General features: G+C 61.2%; 16 protein-coding genes. 3 read left to right on the top strand and 13 right to left on the bottom strand.

Annotated features, from left to right (window positions below; translation table 11 throughout):
* Positions 1-141 precede the first annotated feature (141 nt).
* The gene (locus HMPREF3138_RS21390) at positions 142-876 is read left to right on the top strand and encodes a thioesterase II family protein (RefSeq protein ID WP_070559320.1); all 735 of its coding nucleotides are present in this window, start codon (positions 142-144) and stop codon (positions 874-876) included.
* Positions 877-926: 50 nt separating this feature from the next.
* Here the strand turns inward: HMPREF3138_RS21390 and HMPREF3138_RS21385 are convergent, their stop codons facing one another.
* The 4 genes from HMPREF3138_RS21385 to HMPREF3138_RS21370 all read right to left on the bottom strand — a co-directional run bounded on the left by HMPREF3138_RS21385 (position 927) and on the right by HMPREF3138_RS21370 (position 4,728).
* Positions 927-1,343, bottom strand: a complete 417-nt coding sequence (locus tag HMPREF3138_RS21385; protein WP_019453017.1) for an RbsD/FucU domain-containing protein — start codon at positions 1,341-1,343, stop codon at positions 927-929.
* A gap of 49 nt (positions 1,344-1,392) precedes the next feature.
* Positions 1,393-2,154, bottom strand: a complete 762-nt coding sequence (locus HMPREF3138_RS21380) for an SDR family NAD(P)-dependent oxidoreductase (protein ID WP_038876732.1) — start codon at positions 2,152-2,154, stop codon at positions 1,393-1,395.
* Between the two features lie 29 nt (positions 2,155-2,183).
* A complete protein-coding gene (locus tag HMPREF3138_RS21375) occupies positions 2,184-3,419 on the bottom strand; it encodes an MFS transporter (protein WP_171887494.1) in 1,236 nt (411 codons plus the stop codon).
* 271 nt (positions 3,420-3,690) lie between these two features.
* On the bottom strand, positions 3,691-4,728 hold the full coding sequence (locus HMPREF3138_RS21370) for a LacI family DNA-binding transcriptional regulator (protein WP_038876736.1): 1,038 nt from the start codon (positions 4,726-4,728) through the stop codon (positions 3,691-3,693).
* Between the two features lie 295 nt (positions 4,729-5,023).
* Between HMPREF3138_RS21370 and kynA the strand changes: the two genes are divergently transcribed.
* Complete coding sequence (gene kynA / locus HMPREF3138_RS21365) at positions 5,024-5,866, top strand: tryptophan 2,3-dioxygenase (protein ID WP_038876738.1); 843 nt, start codon at positions 5,024-5,026, stop codon at positions 5,864-5,866.
* Positions 5,867-5,888: 22 nt separating this feature from the next.
* A complete protein-coding gene (gene sbmC, locus HMPREF3138_RS21360) occupies positions 5,889-6,356 on the top strand; it encodes a DNA gyrase inhibitor SbmC (RefSeq protein ID WP_038876739.1) in 468 nt (155 codons plus the stop codon).
* Positions 6,357-6,466: 110 nt separating this feature from the next.
* Here the strand turns inward: sbmC and HMPREF3138_RS25865 are convergent, their stop codons facing one another.
* From HMPREF3138_RS25865 to HMPREF3138_RS21320, 9 genes are all read right to left on the bottom strand, one after another.
* Entirely contained in the window at positions 6,467-6,817 is a 351-nt protein-coding gene (locus tag HMPREF3138_RS25865) for a hypothetical protein (RefSeq protein WP_071605365.1), read from the bottom strand.
* Positions 6,817-9,300, bottom strand: coding sequence for a type VI secretion system tip protein TssI/VgrG (gene tssI / locus HMPREF3138_RS21355; protein WP_038876741.1), 2,484 nt, complete (start codon positions 9,298-9,300; stop codon positions 6,817-6,819). The genes HMPREF3138_RS25865 and tssI overlap by 1 nt, the downstream gene beginning before the upstream one ends.
* 143 nt (positions 9,301-9,443) lie before the next feature.
* Positions 9,444-10,886: a serine/threonine protein kinase gene (locus HMPREF3138_RS21350; RefSeq protein WP_038876744.1), complete on the bottom strand. Its 1,443-nt coding sequence runs from the start codon at positions 10,884-10,886 to the stop codon at positions 9,444-9,446.
* A gap of 49 nt (positions 10,887-10,935) precedes the next feature.
* Entirely contained in the window at positions 10,936-13,590 is a 2,655-nt protein-coding gene (gene tssH, locus HMPREF3138_RS21345; protein WP_038876745.1) for a type VI secretion system ATPase TssH, read from the bottom strand.
* Positions 13,591-13,646: 56 nt separating this feature from the next.
* Positions 13,647-14,717 (bottom strand): type VI secretion system baseplate subunit TssG, encoded by a 1,071-nt coding sequence (gene tssG, locus HMPREF3138_RS21340; RefSeq protein ID WP_047730434.1) that lies wholly within the window; start codon positions 14,715-14,717, stop codon positions 13,647-13,649.
* Positions 14,714-16,600 carry a type VI secretion system baseplate subunit TssF gene (gene tssF, locus HMPREF3138_RS21335; protein WP_038876747.1) on the bottom strand — a complete coding sequence of 629 codons (1,887 nt, stop codon included), beginning with the start codon at positions 16,598-16,600 and terminating at the stop codon, positions 14,714-14,716. Before tssF ends, tssG begins: the two co-directional genes overlap by 4 nt.
* 4 nt (positions 16,601-16,604) lie before the next feature.
* Positions 16,605-17,180 (bottom strand): type VI secretion system baseplate subunit TssE, encoded by a 576-nt coding sequence (locus HMPREF3138_RS21330; RefSeq protein WP_038876749.1) that lies wholly within the window; start codon positions 17,178-17,180, stop codon positions 16,605-16,607.
* 2 nt (positions 17,181-17,182) lie between these two features.
* Entirely contained in the window at positions 17,183-18,004 is an 822-nt protein-coding gene (locus tag HMPREF3138_RS21325; protein ID WP_371326908.1) for a type VI secretion system accessory protein TagJ, read from the bottom strand.
* 15 nt (positions 18,005-18,019) lie between these two features.
* Positions 18,020-19,006: a type VI secretion system-associated protein gene (locus HMPREF3138_RS21320; protein ID WP_038876754.1), complete on the bottom strand. Its 987-nt coding sequence runs from the start codon at positions 19,004-19,006 to the stop codon at positions 18,020-18,022.
* Positions 19,007-19,009: the final 3 nt, after the last annotated feature.

Genomic DNA, 19,009 nt, shown 5'->3' with positions numbered 1-19,009 from the left:
CAGTGTGTTCGCTATACCTGAGAGGAAATCAGCGGGATAAACTATTCCGCTGATCCCGCTACGGTATTGATTTTGATTACGCCGCTCCCGTTCTCCGCGGTGGCGGATAGCGTCATATTCTTGCAAAGCAGAGGAAGCCGTATGTGGATTGAGCAAATAAAAAGGGGTACCGGTGGGGATGATGAGCATATTTTATTTTGTTTCCCTTATGCCGCCGGAAATGCCGAGGTATTCGTGCCATTCTCTCACTACGTCAATAGCAATACGTCCGTGTACGCCATGCAACTGCCCGGCAATGGACGCCGCTTTTCAGAGGCGTTGTGCAATGATGTCTGCAAAATTCTGGATGAGGTTGAACGAGAAGCCACGAGCCTGATGTCGGGAAAACAGTACTCATTTCTTGGTCACAGCAATGGCGGATTATTCGCCTTTGAATTGGCGAGTCGTTTTATCGCTCAGGATAAACCGCCGGCGCGAATTTTTATCGCCGCAGAAGCACCGCCGCACATTACGGATTTTAAGCATGATCCGATGCATTCAGATGATGATGAAATGGCCGAAGTATTGCGTCGTTATGGCGGAACTCAACCTGATATTTTGGATGACGTTGATTTCAGAAGCTTATTTTTTCCTATTATACGCAACGAGCTGTCGATTAATTTTCATATGAAACGGGCGTTGAAGGAGAAGACGATCAATTATCCTTTGGTGTTGATTCACGGCAGCTGCGACAGCACTGTTTCCAAGACGGACATGGCGGCTTGGGCGCGCTATACAAGCGCGCATATCGGTCTGCACACCGTTTCGTCGGATCATTTCTTCATCAATCATCAGCCGAAAGAAGTGGCGGATATCGTGAATCAGCAGCTGGCGTAAAGCGCAGGTATGGCGGTTGGGGCACAACCGCCATTAACGCAATGGCGTCATCACACCACCGGCGCCACCGTCAGCAGCAGGTTGGCGAAGCGGCGCTGTTCGCCGGAGGCGATCACCAGCAGCGTCCGATCCGATTTGACCGCGGCGTAAAACGCCTCGCGTGGCAGGTGTTCTACCGGACAATGCGCCGGCAGCAGCTGTCGGTATTCGGCTTCGATGGTGTTGGTGAAGTCCGGCGGGCAGGCCATCAGCGCCGCGCTTTCCACGTTGATGCAGGCCAGCAGTTTTTCCAGGATCGGCGGGGCGGCGAGCGTGCCGGGCGCCAGGTTCAGATAGACCACGGTGGCGTCTTTCGGCGCATGGGTCACGCAGGCGTAGTTGCCGTCGGCGATCAGCACCTGAGTTTTATGCCCGCATTGCGCCAGCGCGGCGAGCAGCGGCGGGTGGGTGATGGCGGATTTGATCATAAAGCGATTCCTGAATGAAAGGGCGGCAGCCGTGCCGCCCGCGGCTGAACTACATGCGGTAGATGCCGCCGTTGATGTCGAGGGTGGCACCCGAAATGAAGCCGTCGTATTCCGCCGCCAGGAAGGCGATGGCGCGCGCCACGTCGTCCGGCGTACCTGCGCGGCCCAGCGGAATGGCGCGAACGGTTTCCTCCGCCGATTCTTGGGTGGTGTGGCGATTGTGGAAACGGGTGCCGAGGATCAGGCCGGGCGCCACCGCGTTCACCCGGATGCCGTATTCACCCAGCTCCGCTGCCAGCGAGCGCGTCCAGGTGAGCACCGCACCCTTGGTGGCGGAATAGACCAGCGAGCCGGAGTGCCCGCCGGCTCGGCCGGCCTGCGAGGCCAGGTTGACGATGCTGGCGCCGTTTGCCGCCTTCAGGAACGGCAGTGCGCTCTGGGTCACGTTCAGCATGGTGGTCATGTTCACGTCGATCACGGTTTGCCAGAAGGCGCGGTCGATCTCGCCCAGCCATTTGCGCCCGACGATGCCGCCGACGTTATTGACCAGAATGTCGATGCCGCCGAGAAACTCGGCGCCGGCCGAGATGCAGCGCAGCGTTTCGTCGGTATCGATGAGATCGGCGTAGCCGTAAGCGGCCTTTTGCCCCAATGAATGGGCCAGCGCCACCAGCGCTTTGGGGCCGCTTTCGTCGCTGTGATAGTGAAAATAGATGTCGCAACCGGCCTTGAGCAGCCGCTCTGCGGTGGCGCGGCCGATGCCCTGTTCCGCCCCGGTGATAAAGACCTTTTTGCCCGCAAGATCGCCCATAATTGACTCCTTATTGGTTCATTGGTTCGTTAAGCATTGATGACGCCTTCACGCTGTTTCGCGCAGTAGAAAATGCAGATCAACCCGGTGGCCAGCAGGCACGAGGCCAGGAAAAACAGCCCAGGCGCGCTGCTGCCGGTCAGATCGTTCAACACGCCCACCGCATAAGGCGCGACGAAGCCGCCGATATTGCCGATGCAGCTGACCACCGCCAGCCCGGCGGCCGCGGCCGCACCGGTGGAAATGTTGGCGGGCATGGATAAAAACGGCGGTACGGCGGTGTAGATGCCGATGGCGGCGATGCACAGGAACGACAGCGCGACGAGCGGATCGTATTTAAAAAACGTTACCGCCCCCATCAGGCCGATAGCGGCGACCACCATGCTGAGGCCGGCGAACACGCCAAGCTTTTTGGTTTTGCTGGCCCACAGGCTCCACGGGTACACCAGCAGCGCGGCCAGGCCGTAGGGAATGAGTGCCAGCAGGCTAACGCGGAAGATATCGCTGCCGGAAAGGGCGGTAATGATCGACGGCAGCCAGGTGCCGAAGCCATAAATGCCGCACACCATGCCGAAGTTGAGCAGCGCGTAGAGCAGGTATTTCTTGTTTTTAATCCCTTTCAGGAAGTCGCCCAGCGTGATTTTAGAGCCGGATTTGGAGCGGCCGGCGTTGCTCATCAGCCAGGCCTTTTCCTCCACGTTCAGATAGCTGACGTCCTTGGGCGAGTTCTTGATCAGGAACGGGATCAGCAGGCCGATGACGATCGGCGGCAGCCCTTCGAGGATAAACAGCAGTTGCCAGGGAGCGAACCCGAACCAATCATGCTGAATATTGAGAATAAAGCCGGAAATCGGCGAGCCGACGGCGTTGGACAGCGGCTGGACGATGATGAACATACCGAGAATTTTGGTGCGGTATTTTTCCGGGAAGAACACCGTGAAGTAATACACCACCGAGGGAAAGAATCCGGCTTCGCACACGCCCAGCATAAAACGGCAGATATACAGCTCCAGCGGCGTGCGCACAAAGCCGAGCAGGGTCGCGAAGATGCCCCAGGAAATTAATATTCTGGCGAACCAGATGCGCGGGCCGAATTTAATGGTGCCGGCGTTGCTGGGTATTTCAAACAGAAAATACCCGATAAAGAAAATCCCGGAGGCGAAGCCGAAGGCCGAGGCAGTCAGGCCCAGGTTATCTTCCAGCGCTTTGGCGGCGTAGGCCATGTTATTGCGATCGAGAAACGCCAGGAAATACAATAAAATCATGAGGGGGACAATATGCAGCGTCAATTTCCTGATAGCGCTGCGTTCAATATCATGCGGCTTGCTTATTTTCATTTTGATATTTCCAATGTGGTTAATCGGAATAATAGAGGCCCGGCCCATAACCCTGAGCTGAACGTTAAATAACGGCACGACGCTGATTCATTGAGGCGTGGGCATCCCTTAAGCGCGACGGCCTTTTCCTTTGTTTTTGGCTGACACCGATCCGGACGATGCCGCTGCGCATCGCCTGGGGAAGACGCTGTTATTTCAGTTAGCCGGCGGCTTTGACCGAGCGCCGGCTGATGACCGTCGGCGGGAAGAGAAACTCGCCGGGCGGTTGTGCATCATTGTTGATGCGGCCGATCAGGCGCTCGACCATCAGCTGTGCCATCTCCGCCAGCGGCGGCCTGACGGACGTCAGCCCCGGTTCGGCCAGGCCGGCCAGCGCGATATTATCGATGCCGATCACCGAGATGTCTGCGGGCACCTGGACGCCGGCGGCGCGCAATCCCACCATCAGCCCGATACCCAGCGCATCGTTAATCGCCACGATGCCGTCCGGGCGCGGCGTCAGCGCGAGCACGCGCGGCGCCAGCGTCAGCCCCAATTCAAACATTTCCGTGTCGCCGTAGGCGCTGTTGGCTTTGCCTTCGATCACCCGTTGGCGTTCGCTCAGGCTGTGCCCCAGCGCACTCAGAAAACCGTCGATTTTGTGGCTGCGCCCGACGGTCAGCGTCGCTTCGGTGGCGAACACGATGTGTCGGCAGCCGCGTTCGAGCAGGTGCTGAGCGGCCAGGCGCCCGGCGGCGACATTGTCCATCGAGACGCTGTCGAACAGCGGGGTATCGATGGCCGCCCGCGCGGGAAACGGATTGTCGTAGCTGACGATCTTCATGCCCCGCTCGGCGGCCCGGACAAAATGGGTCTGGCGAATGTCGCTCGCCGCCACGATGATGCCGCGCACGCCATGCAGGAACATATCGTCGATAAACGCGGCCTCTTCCTGTTCCTGGCGGTAGGCGTTGCCGAGCAAGACGCGGTAGCGGTGAGCCCGCGCCGCGCCGTCGACCGCATGCGCCAGCGCTGAAAAGCTCGGGTTGACGATCGACGGCAGCAGCAGGCCGATGATCTTGGCCTGCGGTGCGGGCAGCGCCGCCGCCTGGGCCGGCCGATACCCCAGGGTCGCCATCGCCTGTTCGATGCGTTCACGGGTCTGCGCGCTCATCTGGTGGCTGCGGTTATTCAGCAGGTTCGACACGCTGCTGATGGAGACGCCGGCCAACCGCGCGACATCACGAATATTTGCCATTTGCCGATCCCTTGCTGCCTGCCGTTAGCCTGCAATCTATAAGGGAAGCCGGCCGCAGGCAAGCCGCAACCGGGGCGCAGAGCGCTTGGGATCGCGCATTTGTGAGAATCGTCAGGCGCAGGACCGGGTGTTTACTAAACAACAGTGGGGAGACGGCAATGTGTTGACGCAGATGAGTGAGATCTGCGAAGCACCTCTCGTTTATCGCCCTTCGGGGCGGCGGGTTCTGTACTATTGTTTTCTCTTTGCGGCACGTTCCAGGCCGATGGGGCGCTGGGCGCAACGGAGATCACAGATGAACAAACGGGAATTAGAAAGCGCGATTGTCACCGATTTTTCCAAACGCATGAGCTACGGCGACTACCTGTGCCTGGACTCGTTGCTGGACTGCCAGCACCCGCTCTCCAACCCGCCGCATCATGACGAAATGCTGTTCGTGATACAGCACCAAACCTCCGAACTGTGGATGAAGCTGATGCTGCACGAGCTGCGGGCAGCGGTGCGGTTGGTGCAGCAGGACAAACTCAGCCACTGCTTCAAAATCCTTGCGCGCGTCAAACAGATCCAGCGGCTGCTGTTCGAACAGTGGGCGGTGCTGGAAACGCTGACGCCGTCGGAATACGTCGAGTTTCGCGATGTGCTGGGCAGCTCGTCGGGCTTCCAGTCGCACCAGTACCGGTCGATCGAGTTTCTGCTCGGCAACAAGAACGCCGCCATGTTGGCGGTGTTCAGCAACGACGCGGAAAAACACGCCGCGCTGAAGGCGATCCTCGAAGCGCCGAGCCTGTACGACGAATACTTGCTGTACCTGGCGCGCCACGGTTTGCCGATCCCGCAGGAATGCCTCAAGCGCGACTGGACGCAGCCCTACCAGCGCAACCCGGATCTGTTGCCGGCGTTCAAAGTGATCTACGACAACCCGCAGACCTACTGGGAAGCGTATGAAATGGCGGAGAAGCTGGTGGACATCGAAGAGAGTTTCCATCTGTGGCGCTTCCGCCATATGAAAACGGTGGAGCGGATCATCGGCTTTAAGTCAGGCACCGGCGGTTCCAGCGGCGTCAGCTTCCTGAAAAAGGCGTTGGATCTGACCTTTTTCCCCGAGCTGCTGGACGTGCGTACCGAAATCGGCGCCTGAGACAATGTGAGGGGGAAGGGCGATGAGCGTGAGGATTATCGATAAGGCGGCGGAGAAGGTGGTGGGGGTGAGAGTCGTGGGGCCGTATCCGCAGACGATTCCGCAGGGCTCGCAGCAACTGCTGGCCTGGCGTCAGCGCCACGGCGTGCCGTTCGGCAAATGGCTGGTGTTGTACTGGGACGATCCGGCGGAAGTGGCGCCGGAAAAGCTGCGCGCCGACGTGGTGATGAGCGTGGCGGATGATTTCGCGCTGCCGGCGGGCAGCGAGGGCGTTACCGTGCAGACGCTGCCCGCCGGGCAGTACGCGGTCTACCGCGTACGCATCAGCGATGGCGATTTCGAACGGGTGTGGGGCGAGTTCTACCAGAAGCTGCTGCCGGCCAGCGGCTATCAGCCGGTTGAGGGGGTGAGCTATGAGCACTATCTCAACGACTGCGAGGCCGACGGCTATTTCGACCTCGAGATTTACCAGACGGTGAGGAAGTGGTGAGAGCAGGGTGATGCGAAGAGAGGCTGAATCGATGGGATGTGCCGATTCAGCCTGTGATTGTCATTCCGCTCAATTTAGAGGGACGTGAACAGGCGAGCGAGAGTGTAAGTTTATTTTTCTACCGGACCTATACCCGTATTGTTTTCCTTTAGTCGGTTGCTATCTACCCATCCCTCAACTTGTTCTCCTTTACGATTGAAGTACATGACGTAATAGTAACCGTGGTAGTCGAGGTAAGCATTGACCTTATCGTTAGGTATAATAAATACCTCACTTTCTTTACATCTTAAGTCGGGAGCAGAGTGAAAATACAAACGTCCTTTGCCGATAACAGAAAACCCATTATTTGAGTTTTCAAAGTGTACAGCATTATCTTGGGCTCTTTTGTCCAGAACATCACAATTAACATTGGCGATTGAGCTGAATGATAGCAGGAAAAGTAGAGCTGATAATTTTTTCATTAAAGAAGTCCTTGTGAGTTCATTATGCTAATAAGTTTCTTAGCGTAGTCAGGATCCGTAGCGTAGCCTTTATCCTGCAACCCTTGAGCCCATTCTTTAGGGTCTGTGCTCTTAAATAGATCATGATATCTTTTGTTTTTTGTCAGAAACTCTGTCCTGCCAGCAATACTATCTTCGAAAGAGTCATATGAAGCGAACTTGTCGAGGATCTTTACTCTTTTACCATTCAAGTTTTCATGTGTCCAAACCTCAACATAATTAGGATTACCATGCGCCTTTATGCCAAAGAGATTATGACTATATTTTCCTGAGTTGACATCAGTGGGAACGGACTTACCATAGCCCGTTTCTAGTATCGCCTGTGCAGTTGTGACGGCGGCAGGGACACCTGTCTTTTGCTCCTCAATTTTCGCGGCTTCATGAACCTCTTTGACAAATGTAGCTTTATCTGGTTTTTCTCTGTTTGAATTTAACAACGGTGTTTTTTCTGGTGTTGCTGTAGAAGAGTTTGACTTAGTCACATTTGGCCCTCTCGGGGACAAAGCCGAATTTCCCTTTTCTTTCGGGGGAAACAGCTCGATTACCGCTTTGTTAATATCTTCTTTATGACCCGAACCAGGAGCGACGATCGCGGCACCCGTTCCATCGTTAAGGTTAAGCTTACCGCCCGTGTTGATAAAACCATCACTTTCTACATGGAAGTTAAAATTTTTACCGACAATATTAATTTGTCCATCGGCAGTAAGCTCAATAGCGCTTTCTCCACATTCGAGGCGCAAGCGGGTCCCTGAAGCAATAATATAGTCCTCAACGACAGAGTCACTTTTTCCTTTTCCGGTCAATAAATGCTCTTCACTTTTGGTTCCTTGAACTCGATTTGTTTCAACACGGTACAACTCGTCAGCACCGACATAGTGAGTATGATTGTTTGCAATGGTTCGACTGGCATCGTTCTTGACATTAACGTCTAGATTGCGTTCTGCCTGAATCCAAACCTGCTCTTTGCCCATTTTATCCTCAAACCTAAGAGCGTTGGCATTATCAGGTGTACCATTTTTGGAACGGCTCATAAAGCCCATCTGAGTGGCGGCGGCAGGCAGCGCCCACGGCGGCATGCTGGCTTCGTTATAAACGCGCCCGGTGACGATCGGCCGATCCGGATCGCCGTTGATAAAGTCCACCACCACTTCGTCGTTGACGCGCGGGATCTGCACGCCGCCGTAGCCCTGGCCGGCCCAGGCGCTGGAGACGCGCACCCAGCAGGAGCTGCCGTCGTCCTTCGGCCCGAAGCGGTCCCAGTGGAATTTCACCTTGATGCGGCCGTATTTGTCGGTCCAAATTGATTCGCCGGCCGGGCCGACCACCCGGGCGGTCTGCGGCCCGTGGGTTTTCGGCCAGGTGGCCTGCTGCGGCGGGTGCCAGGGCACGTCCGCCGGCAGCACGATGAAATCGATACGGTGTTCGCTGCTTTGATCGTCGCCGCTGGCATAGCGGTTCTCTTTCAGATGGTAGTTGGCCTGCAGCGTCAGGTACTCGCGATTGTCGTCGGCGTGCGGGGCGTTATACAGCGTAAAGGTGCTGCCGGGGGCGATGCCCAGCGCGGTGGCGGTGCCCCGGATCTGCTGATGCTCGGCCTGCCAGGCTTCCTGGCGCACGCGGGCGTAGAACTCCCCCTGCTGATGCTCGGTGTAGCGGCCCGGCCAGTCGTAGACGTCAATCTGCCCCGGCGTCGGCGAGACCGGGTTTTGCCGCGCCTGGAACAGCCAGGCGTTCGGCTTGCGGAAATCGTAGTCGTCCAGGCTGTAGATGCCCGGCGTGACGCGATCGGACAACGTCCACTGGCTGATGCCTTCCTTGCTGGTGCTGCCGCCGGATGGCGTCAGGTGGTAGGGGATCATCTCGTAGCCGGGATAGGGCTGATGATGGTGGGGCGCATCCCCGAGCACCAGCGTGTGTTTGCCCATCTCGTGTTTGAAATAGTAATAGATGCCCTCCAGCTCCATCAGGCGGCTGATGAAGTTGAAGCTGCTTTCGTTGTACTGCACGCAGTAGCCCCACAGGCGATAGTCGCCGGTCAGCTGATCTTCCAACTGCACGTTGTGCTCCGCCAGCAGAGTCTTGACGATCTGCGGCACCGTCTGTTCCTGGAAGATGCGGAAGTTGCGGTCCTTGGTCATCGGCCACAGATCCGGCTGCACGTGCAGGCTATACACCGCGTAACGGGTGCCGCCGATCTCTTCGCTGCTGACGGCGATGGCGGTGATCTTGCCGTTCAGGTAGCGTGGGGCGCTGAGAAAGCCCTGAGTCGGGATCTCCAGCGTCAGCGGTTGGCCGAGCAGCGCTTTGCGATCGAGCCGCGCGTCGGTGCTCAGCAATTCAATAGAGAAGTCGAAAGGGGTGGAAAGCGCTTCGATGCCGTCCAGTGAGCGGAACAACAGTTGCTCCTGGCCCAGCGGCGTGTGCGCAATAATGCGATCCAACATGAGAACATCCTCTGTGATTGACGTCGTGTTCTGCTTACCCCAGCGTTGCAGCGGCCTTGCCGCGCGGCCAATGAGGGTGGGCAGCGGTGCGTCAGTCTCATGAAATAGGGGAAACCCCGCTGCGGCGGGGATTCAGAACGGAATTAACCGGCGCTGGCCGGATTGACCAGCCAGGTGCCGGCGGTGTCGATGCTGAGTTGCTGCCGGCGGAGCCGATCGTTGTGGCGGATCTCCAGCTGATAACGGCCCGGCGCCAGATTCAGGCTGGCGAAGCCGTTTTCGCCGGGCGTTACCTGCTGCGGCTTGCCGTCGAGGCTGACCTGTTCGCCCGGCTGCAGTTTGAAGTACACCAGCGCCACCGGCTGCGGTGGCGGCGCCGCCTTTTCTGGTTCCACCGGCGCAGATGGCGCGGTTTGCGGCGCGCTCGGCTGCTCCGTCAGGGTTTTCTGCGCCGGTGACGCCTCGGTATTTTGCGCTACGGCCCGGGCATCGTCCTTGCCGCCGCTCAGCCAGGCGACGGCGCTAATCACCAGCAGCGCCGCGACGCCGGCGCCGGCCATCATCGGCCGCGAGAATTGGGTGCTGCGCGCGGTAACGGCGCCGGCGGCCGCGGCGGCTGCCGGATTGGCGGCCACCAGCAGGTTCTCCGGCGCGGCGGCCGGGGTGCTGACGATTTCGTTTTCATCGGCGATCGGCAGTTGCAACAGCTCGGCCATTTCATCGATGGTCTGCGGCCGGTCTTCCGGCTTCAGCGCCAGCGCGCGGTCGACGGTGCGCAGCAGTTCCGGCGAGTAACCGGCGGGGCGGCGCTCGGCCAGCGGTTGATAGCTGTCTTCGATGCTGCGCACCACGCTGACCGGCGGCGGTGAACCGACGATCAGCGTGTGCAGCACGGCGCCCAGCGCGTAGATATCGGTCCAGGGCCCCTGCTCGCCGTCGCTGTTCTCGGTGTACTGCTCGATCGGCGCGAAGCCTGGCTTCAGCATGATCTCCGTTTCGTCAGACAGGTTACCGATCTCTTTGCGCGCCGACCCGAAGTCCAGCAGCACCGGCAGCTGGCTCTCCTGGATCTGGATGTTATCCAGCGAGATGTCGCGGTGCAGGTAGCCTTCCTGATGGATGGTGTTGATGGCGCTGAACAGCGGCGGCAGCAGCCGACGGATCCACGCCTCGTCGATCTTCTCCGGCTGCTGCGCCTGCAGGTTCTTCAGCGTGGTGCCGCTGTAAAACTGGGTGCCCATGTAGGCGGTGCCGTTCTCTTCCCAGAAGCGCAGCACGTGCAGCAGGCCGGGGTGCGAGAAGCGGGCCAGCAGGCGCGCCTCCTGAATAAAGCTGTTCAGCCCGGCCTGGAAGGTTTTGCCGAAACGCTCGCCGCGCAGCCCGATGCTGAGATCGTCGTTGCGTTTCGCCAGCGAGGTCGGCATGTATTCTTTGATGGCGATGGTGCGTTCCAGTTGGTGATCGTAGGCGCGATAGACGATGCCGAAGCCGCCTTCGCCGATCGCTTCCTGGATCTCGAATTCGTTGAACCGATAGCCGCTCGGCAGGCTGTTCGAATTCGGTTTGGTTATCCCGGTTCCCGACATAGTGATGACTCTCTGTGTTCAAAGGGCCGCCGTCTCGGCGGCCGCGGCGTTATGCCTGAAATTGACAAATGAATTCGTGGTTCTGCAGCGCGATATGCAGCTGGCGATAGCGCTGGTCGTTGGCGCTGCCGGTCAGCAGGGTGTGGCTGATCTGCGGCAGCAGGGTATTGGTCAGGATGGCGTCGACCATGCGGCCGCCGGACTCTACCTCGGTGCAGCGGCTGACGATCTGCTCGATGACCGCGTCGTCGAAGGTGCAGACGATGTCGTGATTCTCCGCCAGGCGACGCTGGATGCGGCCCAGCTGCAGGCGCACGATGTTGCCCAGCGTGGCATCGGTCAGCGGGTAATACGGCACCACCAGCAGGCGGCCGAGCAAGGCGGCCGGGAACACCGACAGCAGCGGCTGGCGCAGCGCGCCGCTCAGCGCTGCCGGCTCCGGCAGCAGCTCCGGATCGCTGCACAGCCCGGCGATCAGATCGGTGCCGACGTTGGAGGTCAGAATGATGATGGTGTTGCGGAAATCGATATGGCGGCCTTCGCCGTCCTCCATCCAGCCTTTGTCGAACACCTGGAAGAAGATTTCATGCACGTCCGGGTGCGCCTTCTCGATTTCGTCCAGCAGCACCACGCTGTATGGGCGGCGGCGCACCGCCTCGGTCAGCACGCCGCCTTCGCCGTAGCCGACATAGCCGGGGGGCGCGCCTTTCAGCGTCGAAACGGTGTGCGACTCCTGGAATTCGCTCATGTTGATGGTGATGACGTTCTGCTCGCCGCCGTACAGAGTTTCCGCCAGCGCCAGCGCGGTTTCGGTCTTGCCGACGCCGGATGGCCCGGCCAGCAGGAACACCCCGACCGGCTTGTTCGGATCGTCCAGCCGCGCCCGTGAGGTGCGCACCCGGCGGGCGATCAGATCCAGCGCATGGCGTTGGCCGATCACGCGCTGGTTCAGGGTGTCGGAGAGTTGCAGCACCGCTTCAATCTCGTTTTTCACCATGCGGCCCAGCGGGATGCCGGTCCAGTCAGCCACTACCGCCGCCACGATGTTGGCGTCGACAGCGGCGAAGATCAGCGGCGCTTCGCCCTGCAGCGCGCTCAGCTGCTGCTGCAGTTCGCCCAACTGGGCGCGCAGCGCGTCCGCGTCAGGGCCCGCCTGCGTCTCTTCTTCAGTAGACTCTTCTTCCTGCCGGTGCAGCTGGGCGCGCAGTGTGATGATCTCTTGGATCAGCGCCAGCTCCTGCTGCCAGCGGTCGGTCAACTGTTCCAACTCCTGGTGCAGCGCGGTCAGCTGGGCTTCAATCTCCTGCGGGCGCAGGGGATCGCCGATGCCCACTTTGGTCTCGCGGCGGGCGATATCTAACTCTATCTGCAGCGCATCGATGCGATGGCGGCAGTCTTCGACCTGGGCAGGCTCGGCGTGTTGGCTGACCGCCACGCGCGCGCAGGCGGTATCCAGCAGCGCCACCGCCTTGTCCGGCAGCTGGCGGGCCGGAATATAGCGATGCGACAGCCGCACCGCGGCGTCTACCGCTTCATCCAGCAGCAGCACGCGGTGGTGTTGCTCCAGCGGGCTGACGGTGCTGCGCAGCATCAGCAGCGCCTTGTCTTCGCTCGGCTCGTGTACCTGCACCACCTGGAAACGGCGGGTGAGCGCCGGATCCTTCTCGATGTACTTCTTATATTCCGACCAGGTGGTGGCGCCGAGGGTGCGCAGCTGGCCGCGCGCCAGCGCCGGTTTCAGCAGGTTGGCGGCATCGCCGGTGCCCTGGGCGCCGCCGGCGCCGATGAGCGTGTGAATCTCGTCGATAAACAGGATGATCGGCGTCGGGCTGGACTGCACTTCGTCGATCACCGCCTGCAGCCGTTTTTCAAACTCGCCTTTAACGCCGGCGCCGGCCTGCAGCATGCCGATGTCCAGCAGGCACAGCTTCACGTCGCGCAGCTGCGGCGGCACGTCGCCGGCCACGATGCGCAGCGCCAGGCCTTCCACCACCGCGGTTTTCCCGACGCCGGCCTCGCCGGTCAGCAGCGGGTTGTTCTGGCGGCGGCGCATCAGGATATCGATGATTTGCCGGATCTCTTCGTCGCGGCCGGCCACCGGATCGATCTCGCCGTTGCGCGCTTTGGCGGTCAGGTCCTGGGCATACTGCGCCAGCACGCTTTCACCGCTGCGCGGCGCGCCGGATATGTTCTCGGCGCTGCTTTCCGCCGGCGCATCCTGGGCGTTTTCCGCCGAGTGAGCGGTGATGGCGGCGAACTGCTCCATCAACAGATCGGCGTTGATGCGCTCGAACTGCGGGGAAATGGCCTTCAGCAGATGGCGCAGACTGTAGGTTTTCAGGATGCCGAGCAGCAGGTGGCCGCCGCGGATGCGCGCCGCGCCGAATTTCAATGAGCCATAGACCCAGGCGCGTTCTACCGCGCTGTCGATGTGCTCGGACAGATCGGAGATGGCGCTGGCGCCGCGCGGCAGGCGATCGAGCGCCTCGACGATGTCGCGCGCCAGCTGCCCCTCGTCCAGCGCGAAGTGGCGGACGATCTGCTGCAGATCGCCGTCCGGCGATTGCATCAGCTGATGTAGCCAGTGCGCCAGTTCGACGTAGGGGTTACCGCGCAGCTTGCAAAACGCCGTTGCACTTTCCAGAGAGGTGAATAACAGGCTATCCAGTTTGCCAAATAATACCGAGCGGCTGATTTCAGACATGGTTTTCCTCAGGTCTCAGAGTGGCCTGGCGCCGCAGGGCGCCGGCCGAAATAGGGTCAGAACGGATTTTCCAGCGGTTCAGGGCTGAAGATCAGGTCGTCGAGATCGCGTTGCCGCCGATCGTCGGCCAACCAGCTGCTCAGGCCCAATCGTTGCGCGCCGCCGAGCTGGAGGCCGTGCGCCTGTTCCTTCGCCAGGATCAGACGGACTTCCCAGACGAACTCGATGCCCAGGTATTGGCGCACCCAGTCGCGCAGCTGCCGGCACAGGTCGGCGCCGGGCAGGAAGCGGTTATAGTCCCGCTGCGGCATCGGCCCCAGCTCGATGCGGAATTTGTGCTGAATATCGCGCACCGCGATGCCGAGAAAGGCCGACTCGCCGAGCCGTGGCGCACCGCGCCCGGCCTTGAGCCGAGCTTGCTCGCGCGGCTCCACCCGCAGCCAGTGCGGCACGTTTTCGACGATGCGCACCGGCACCTTGAAATACTGCTGCAAAATCTTGCTCAGGCCTTCCGGATCGCGGCTGTGGCGAATCAGATGACCGGCCATAAAATGTTTGGCGTGGGCGTTGATGCTGTCGCGTTCCTGCTGCGCCGGCTGGCCGATGCCGATCAGGCTCGACAGGTATTCGTCGAAGCGCCGGTTGTCCGGGCGATCCAGCGACACCGTCGGCTGCGCGTCGGCCCAGGCGCGGTAAAACAGCAGCGTCAGCCGGTGATGGAACAGGTTGGTGAACGCCAGCAGGGTGGTGTCCTGATGGTGGTACACCCGTTCGCGCACGTATTCGGTCAGGTGCAGCGGCAGCGGTCCGTTGGGGCCGAACAGGCCGAAGCTGAAGATCGAGACGTCGTGCAGCGGGCTGTTGGCGCGCGGCGCCACCTGCGCCAGCGTGGAGGGCGCGAATGACAGCGACGGCTCCTGGCCCAGGCGCAGCATCTCGTGACGCGGCAGCGGCGCGCGCCCCAGCAGGTAGGGTTGGCCGCCCTGGGCGTCGATACGGCGCAGCAGCTGAAACAGATCGTGCTTGTAAGGCGCGCCGCGCAGCCGCGGCCAGAAGTCGTCCGGCAGGCGATACAGCGCGTTGATCTGCGGCGGCGCCAGTTCGGTGGCAATCATCTCCGCGTTCATATCAGCGTCCTTTTGCCCATGCGCGCCTGCCAGTGGGCGATTTCGCCGCGCTGCTGGCTGGAGAGCGTCATCTCGGTGAAGGTGTTCATCGCCACCAGGCGCGAGAACAGGCGCTCCAGCACGCTGCCGAGCAGATAGGGGCTGTTGCCGGAGAACGCCTGCTCATCGACCGTCAGATCGATGGCGATGCCGCGTGCGAACACGATGGGGCCCGGCTCCGGCACTCGCCGATAGACCGGCCGCAGGTTGCAGTGGCGCACGCCCTGAATTTGTTTGGCGATCGCCGGTTCGCTCAGGTTGCCGTACAGCCCCATCAGCTGGCGCAGGCTGGCGGCGCCCTGTTCCGGATCGCCGTCCATCATGCTGAGGTAGTTCAGCTGCAGCTGGCTGATCAGCCGCCAGGTGATCATGCCTTCGGCTAGCGCCGGGCGCGGCGGGGTGGGGCCTTTGCGCAGCGAGACCTGCTTGATCGGGATCGAGTCGGGCATCACGAAGTTGCCCTGATCCTGTTGCAGCAGCATCAACGGCAGGTCGCGGCTGGTGCACAGCACGTCGGCGGTGAGGTATTTCAGATCGCTGTGCCACGGCGATTGCCGCTCGTCCACCAGCGACACGAACACTTCCGAACCGGCATAGCCGGTGCGGGTGCCGTAGCGGCGGGCGTGCTCCGACAGCGTACGCTGTTCGCGCCGCAGCGAGAAGTAGGCGCCATAGTTGCCGTCGTCCGCGCTCAGGGTGCTGTAAAACGGCCGAAACTCTTGCTCGTAGCGTTTTTCGCTGGCGCTGCCGCCGAGCCGCTGCACCGAGAACACTTCGTAATCCAGCGGCCGGATATTGTCGACCACCAGATGGTATTCGTGGTTTTTTTCGTTGATTGCGATGCGTTCGGCGACCTTCGGAAACAGGTTGATCACCGGCGTGCAGTGCAGCGCCAAATGGGCGGCGTCGACCACCCGTTCCAGCGCGGCGTCGTGCCGATCCAGCAGCACCACGATCTCGAACTGGCGCAGCGCCTTTTTCCCTTCGCGCACGCTTTGCAGCAGCGGGCGCAGGCCGTTGACGCTGAAGAACTGGAAGCGCGCCGGGAAGGCGAAGTACTCCTGCAGCAGCCGGTAGCCTTCGAAGTTGCGCAGATCGTTGGGCAGCAGCGCCTGTTCGGCGGCGAAGCCTTCCTGCCGCAGCCCGTCCAGCGCCAGCGCGCGCCGCTGCGGCTGCGCCTCCACCGTTTGGCAGACAAGCCCGACGCTGTGCTGCATCAGCAGTTCCAGCAGCTGCTGCGCCTGCATGTCCGGCCCGGCCAGGTAAAACATCAGCTGATCCAGCTGCAGGTTGTTGAGCGTCACGCTTTCGTAGCACTCGAGACGAATGCGCAGCGCGCTGACACAGCCGCTGTGCTGCAGCCCCAGCGAGGCCAGCGGAATATCGGCCGGAATGCCGCCCAGCTCGACGCCGGCGATGCGCACCGGTTGCAGCGTGACGTCATGGGCGGTGGTGTAGCTGCAGGTGATGCCGCTTTTCTTCAGCGTCTGGCTGTCCATCATGGTGCCGCGCGGCACCACGAAGCCGTTGCTGATGTCGCCTTTGCTGCTGTCCGGCTGCAGCTCGGCGATCGCCATCGACGGCGTCGGCGACAGGTAATTGGGGTAGATGATCTCCAACAAGCGCTGAGAAAAGCGCGGGAACTCGGCGTCCATTTTCAGCTGCACGCGCGAGGTGAGGAAGGCGAAGCCCTCCATCAGGCGCTCGATATAGGGATCCGCCACGTCGATGCCGCGCATGCCGAGACGGCCCGCGACCTTCGGATACTGTTCGGCGAACTCGGCGCCCATCTCACGCAGATAGGCCAGCTCGCGGTTGTAATAGTCTAAAAGTTTACTGTCCATCGCCTTATCCTATGTCTTTCAGATCGAAGTGGCCGTTTTCCAGATCCACGTCGGTACGGAACAGAAACTCCAGCGGATAGGGCACGCACCACAGGCGGCCCTTGATTTCGATCGACAGCACGTTGTGCAGCTCCAGCGAGCCGGTGTCCGAGATGCAGCGCACCTGCAGCCCCTCGGGCAAAATGCGCGGTTCGAAATGGAGAATGGACTCGGTCAGCGCGCGCTGAATGTCGAGCCATTCGATGTCCGACATGCGCTTGCCCGCCAGCGAGGCGATGCCGTAATTAAGGGTGGAGCGCCGCACCTGCGGAAAGTCGCCGAGATCCAGATTGGATTCGCTGTTGACGCAGTTGAACAGCCACTGCAGATCGCGCAGCACCCGGCGGCGCAGCTCGCTGTGCGACACCAGGTTGCGCACCTGTGCTTCCTGCTTTTTCTGCGGTTCGTCGTCGGTCAGCATGTCGAGCAGCACCGGCTGCATTTTGTCGCGCGACGTCAGGCGCTCGCTGTCCTGACGATAGCGATAGCCCTGGCGGCGCAGATCGCCGCCGTCGTAGTGGGGGGGGCGCTTATCATTCATGTTCAGGCGCTCGCGTCGAAGCTCAGCTGCCGCAGGCTGTGCAGCGGGAATTCGTCGCTTTCGCTGAGCCAGGTCTTCAGGCCCAGCCCCGCATAGTGGGTGCCGTCGCCCAGCGGTTGCCATTCGGTGCGTTTGCCGAGCAGCAGCGCGTCGTCGCTGCCTTCGGCCAGCGGATAACGGGCGGGCAGTTGGCACACCTGCTCGCGGCCGTCGGTGAGGCGCACCAGCGCGTGGCTCCACACCAGATCGATGGCGCTCTGCGGCGCCTGGAACTGGATCGTGGCGATGTCGGCAAACGGCAGCCAGTAGTAAACGCCGTTCAGCGCCAGCTCGCACACCGGCCCGAGGCGGCCGTCACCGTCGGTCAGCCAGTCGAAACTCAGCTGCCGTTCTTGGTCGCCTTCGGCCAGCGTTAACCGCCCGGCGCCGGCCGGGGCGGCCTCCAGCGCTTCGTCACGCAGCGCCTGGGCCTGTTCGGCCGCGCCTTGCGCATCCTGATGCAGCGCCTGCACCATCAGTTTCAGCCAGGGCTGATCCTGCCGCTGCAGCGCCGGCGCGGCCGTGCCGGCGAACACCGCCTGGCGTTGCAGCTCGGCGTTGACCGACTGCATCAGCAGCAGCGTGGTCGGTTGGGCGATCGGTTTCAGCGCCTGCCAGGATTTCAGCTGCGCGTTGGCGCGCGTCCAGTTGCCGCTCAGGCACAGCAGTTGCACCAGCGCGGCGCGCAGGTCGGCATCCGCCGGTTTTCCCTTGATCTCGTTTTCGACGGCGGTGATGGCCGCGCCGATCGAGTGGCCTTGCAGCATGCTTGCTAATGATTTCACAGGCTTTCCTTATAATCAGTGAGTGGCGCCGTTAACCGACAGGTAGCTGCCGCTGGCGGGATCGACCCGGTCTGCGGCCAGCTTTTCCACCAGCTTGAAGGTCAGCGGAGCGGGGGCGCTCAGCAACGGTTGCCAGGCGGTTTGCACCTGCTGCACGCGCTGTTTGACCTTGTTCTCGTCAGCGGCATCGACGCGCGGCATTTCAACGATCGCTTCGCCGTTGAATGCCCAGGCGTGCAACTGCGGTTCGAAGCTCAGCAGCAGGAAGCTGCCCGGCGCCTGCGGGTTACCGCCCAGAACCAGCCGTTGGGCGTTGGCGCTGACGACGGTCAGTGCGCGATCGCCGCCGTTGATCTGCGCCAGCGGATAGCCCTGCAGGAACCACAATGTCGGCGAGAGGGTTTGGCCACCCTGTTGCAGCGTGACCGCGCCGCTGCCCTGCAGCCAGCCGTCCTCGCCGCAGCGCAGCGCCTCGCCGGCGGGAATGAACAGCGCGCCGCCGTTGGCGTCGTCATGCCAGAAGGTGCGGAAGTGGCAGCCCTGCGGCAGGTTGAAACGCTGAGGCGGCGCGGTGTCCGCCTGCGGAGAGGTCACGGCTACCGCCGCAGGGATCGCCGGCTGCGGCGGGGTTTCCGGCTGCTCGACGGCCTCCTGTTTGACCACCGGTTTCCAGCCGTGCACTTTGGCGGCTTCGCCGCTGGCCTGCTTTTCACCGCGCTTGTCGGTCAGCGTCCAGGGCAGGTGGCCGGCTTTCGGGCACTGTTTTTCCAACAGATTGCCGACGCGCGGCAGAAAGTCGTTCAGCACCGCCGGATCTTGGCTTTGCGCCGAGACGATGCGCAGCGGGATGCTCTTGCCGCACCAGCTTTCGGGATTGCTGTTTTTGACGTCATCGATAAACACTTCCAGCTTCTGGCTGGGGGAGTAAACCAGGCGATAGTTCATCGCCTGCGCGGTCGGTACCGCCATCAGGGCGACGAGCCCCGGCATCCAATATTTCATAGT

Origin of the sequence: Serratia sp. HMSC15F11 (assembly GCF_001808215.1) — a bacterium.
Classification (GTDB): domain Bacteria; phylum Pseudomonadota; class Gammaproteobacteria; order Enterobacterales; family Enterobacteriaceae; genus Serratia; species Serratia nevei.
The sequence above is the reverse complement of the archived record's forward strand: the minus strand, read 5'-3'. Positions and strand labels throughout refer to the sequence as shown.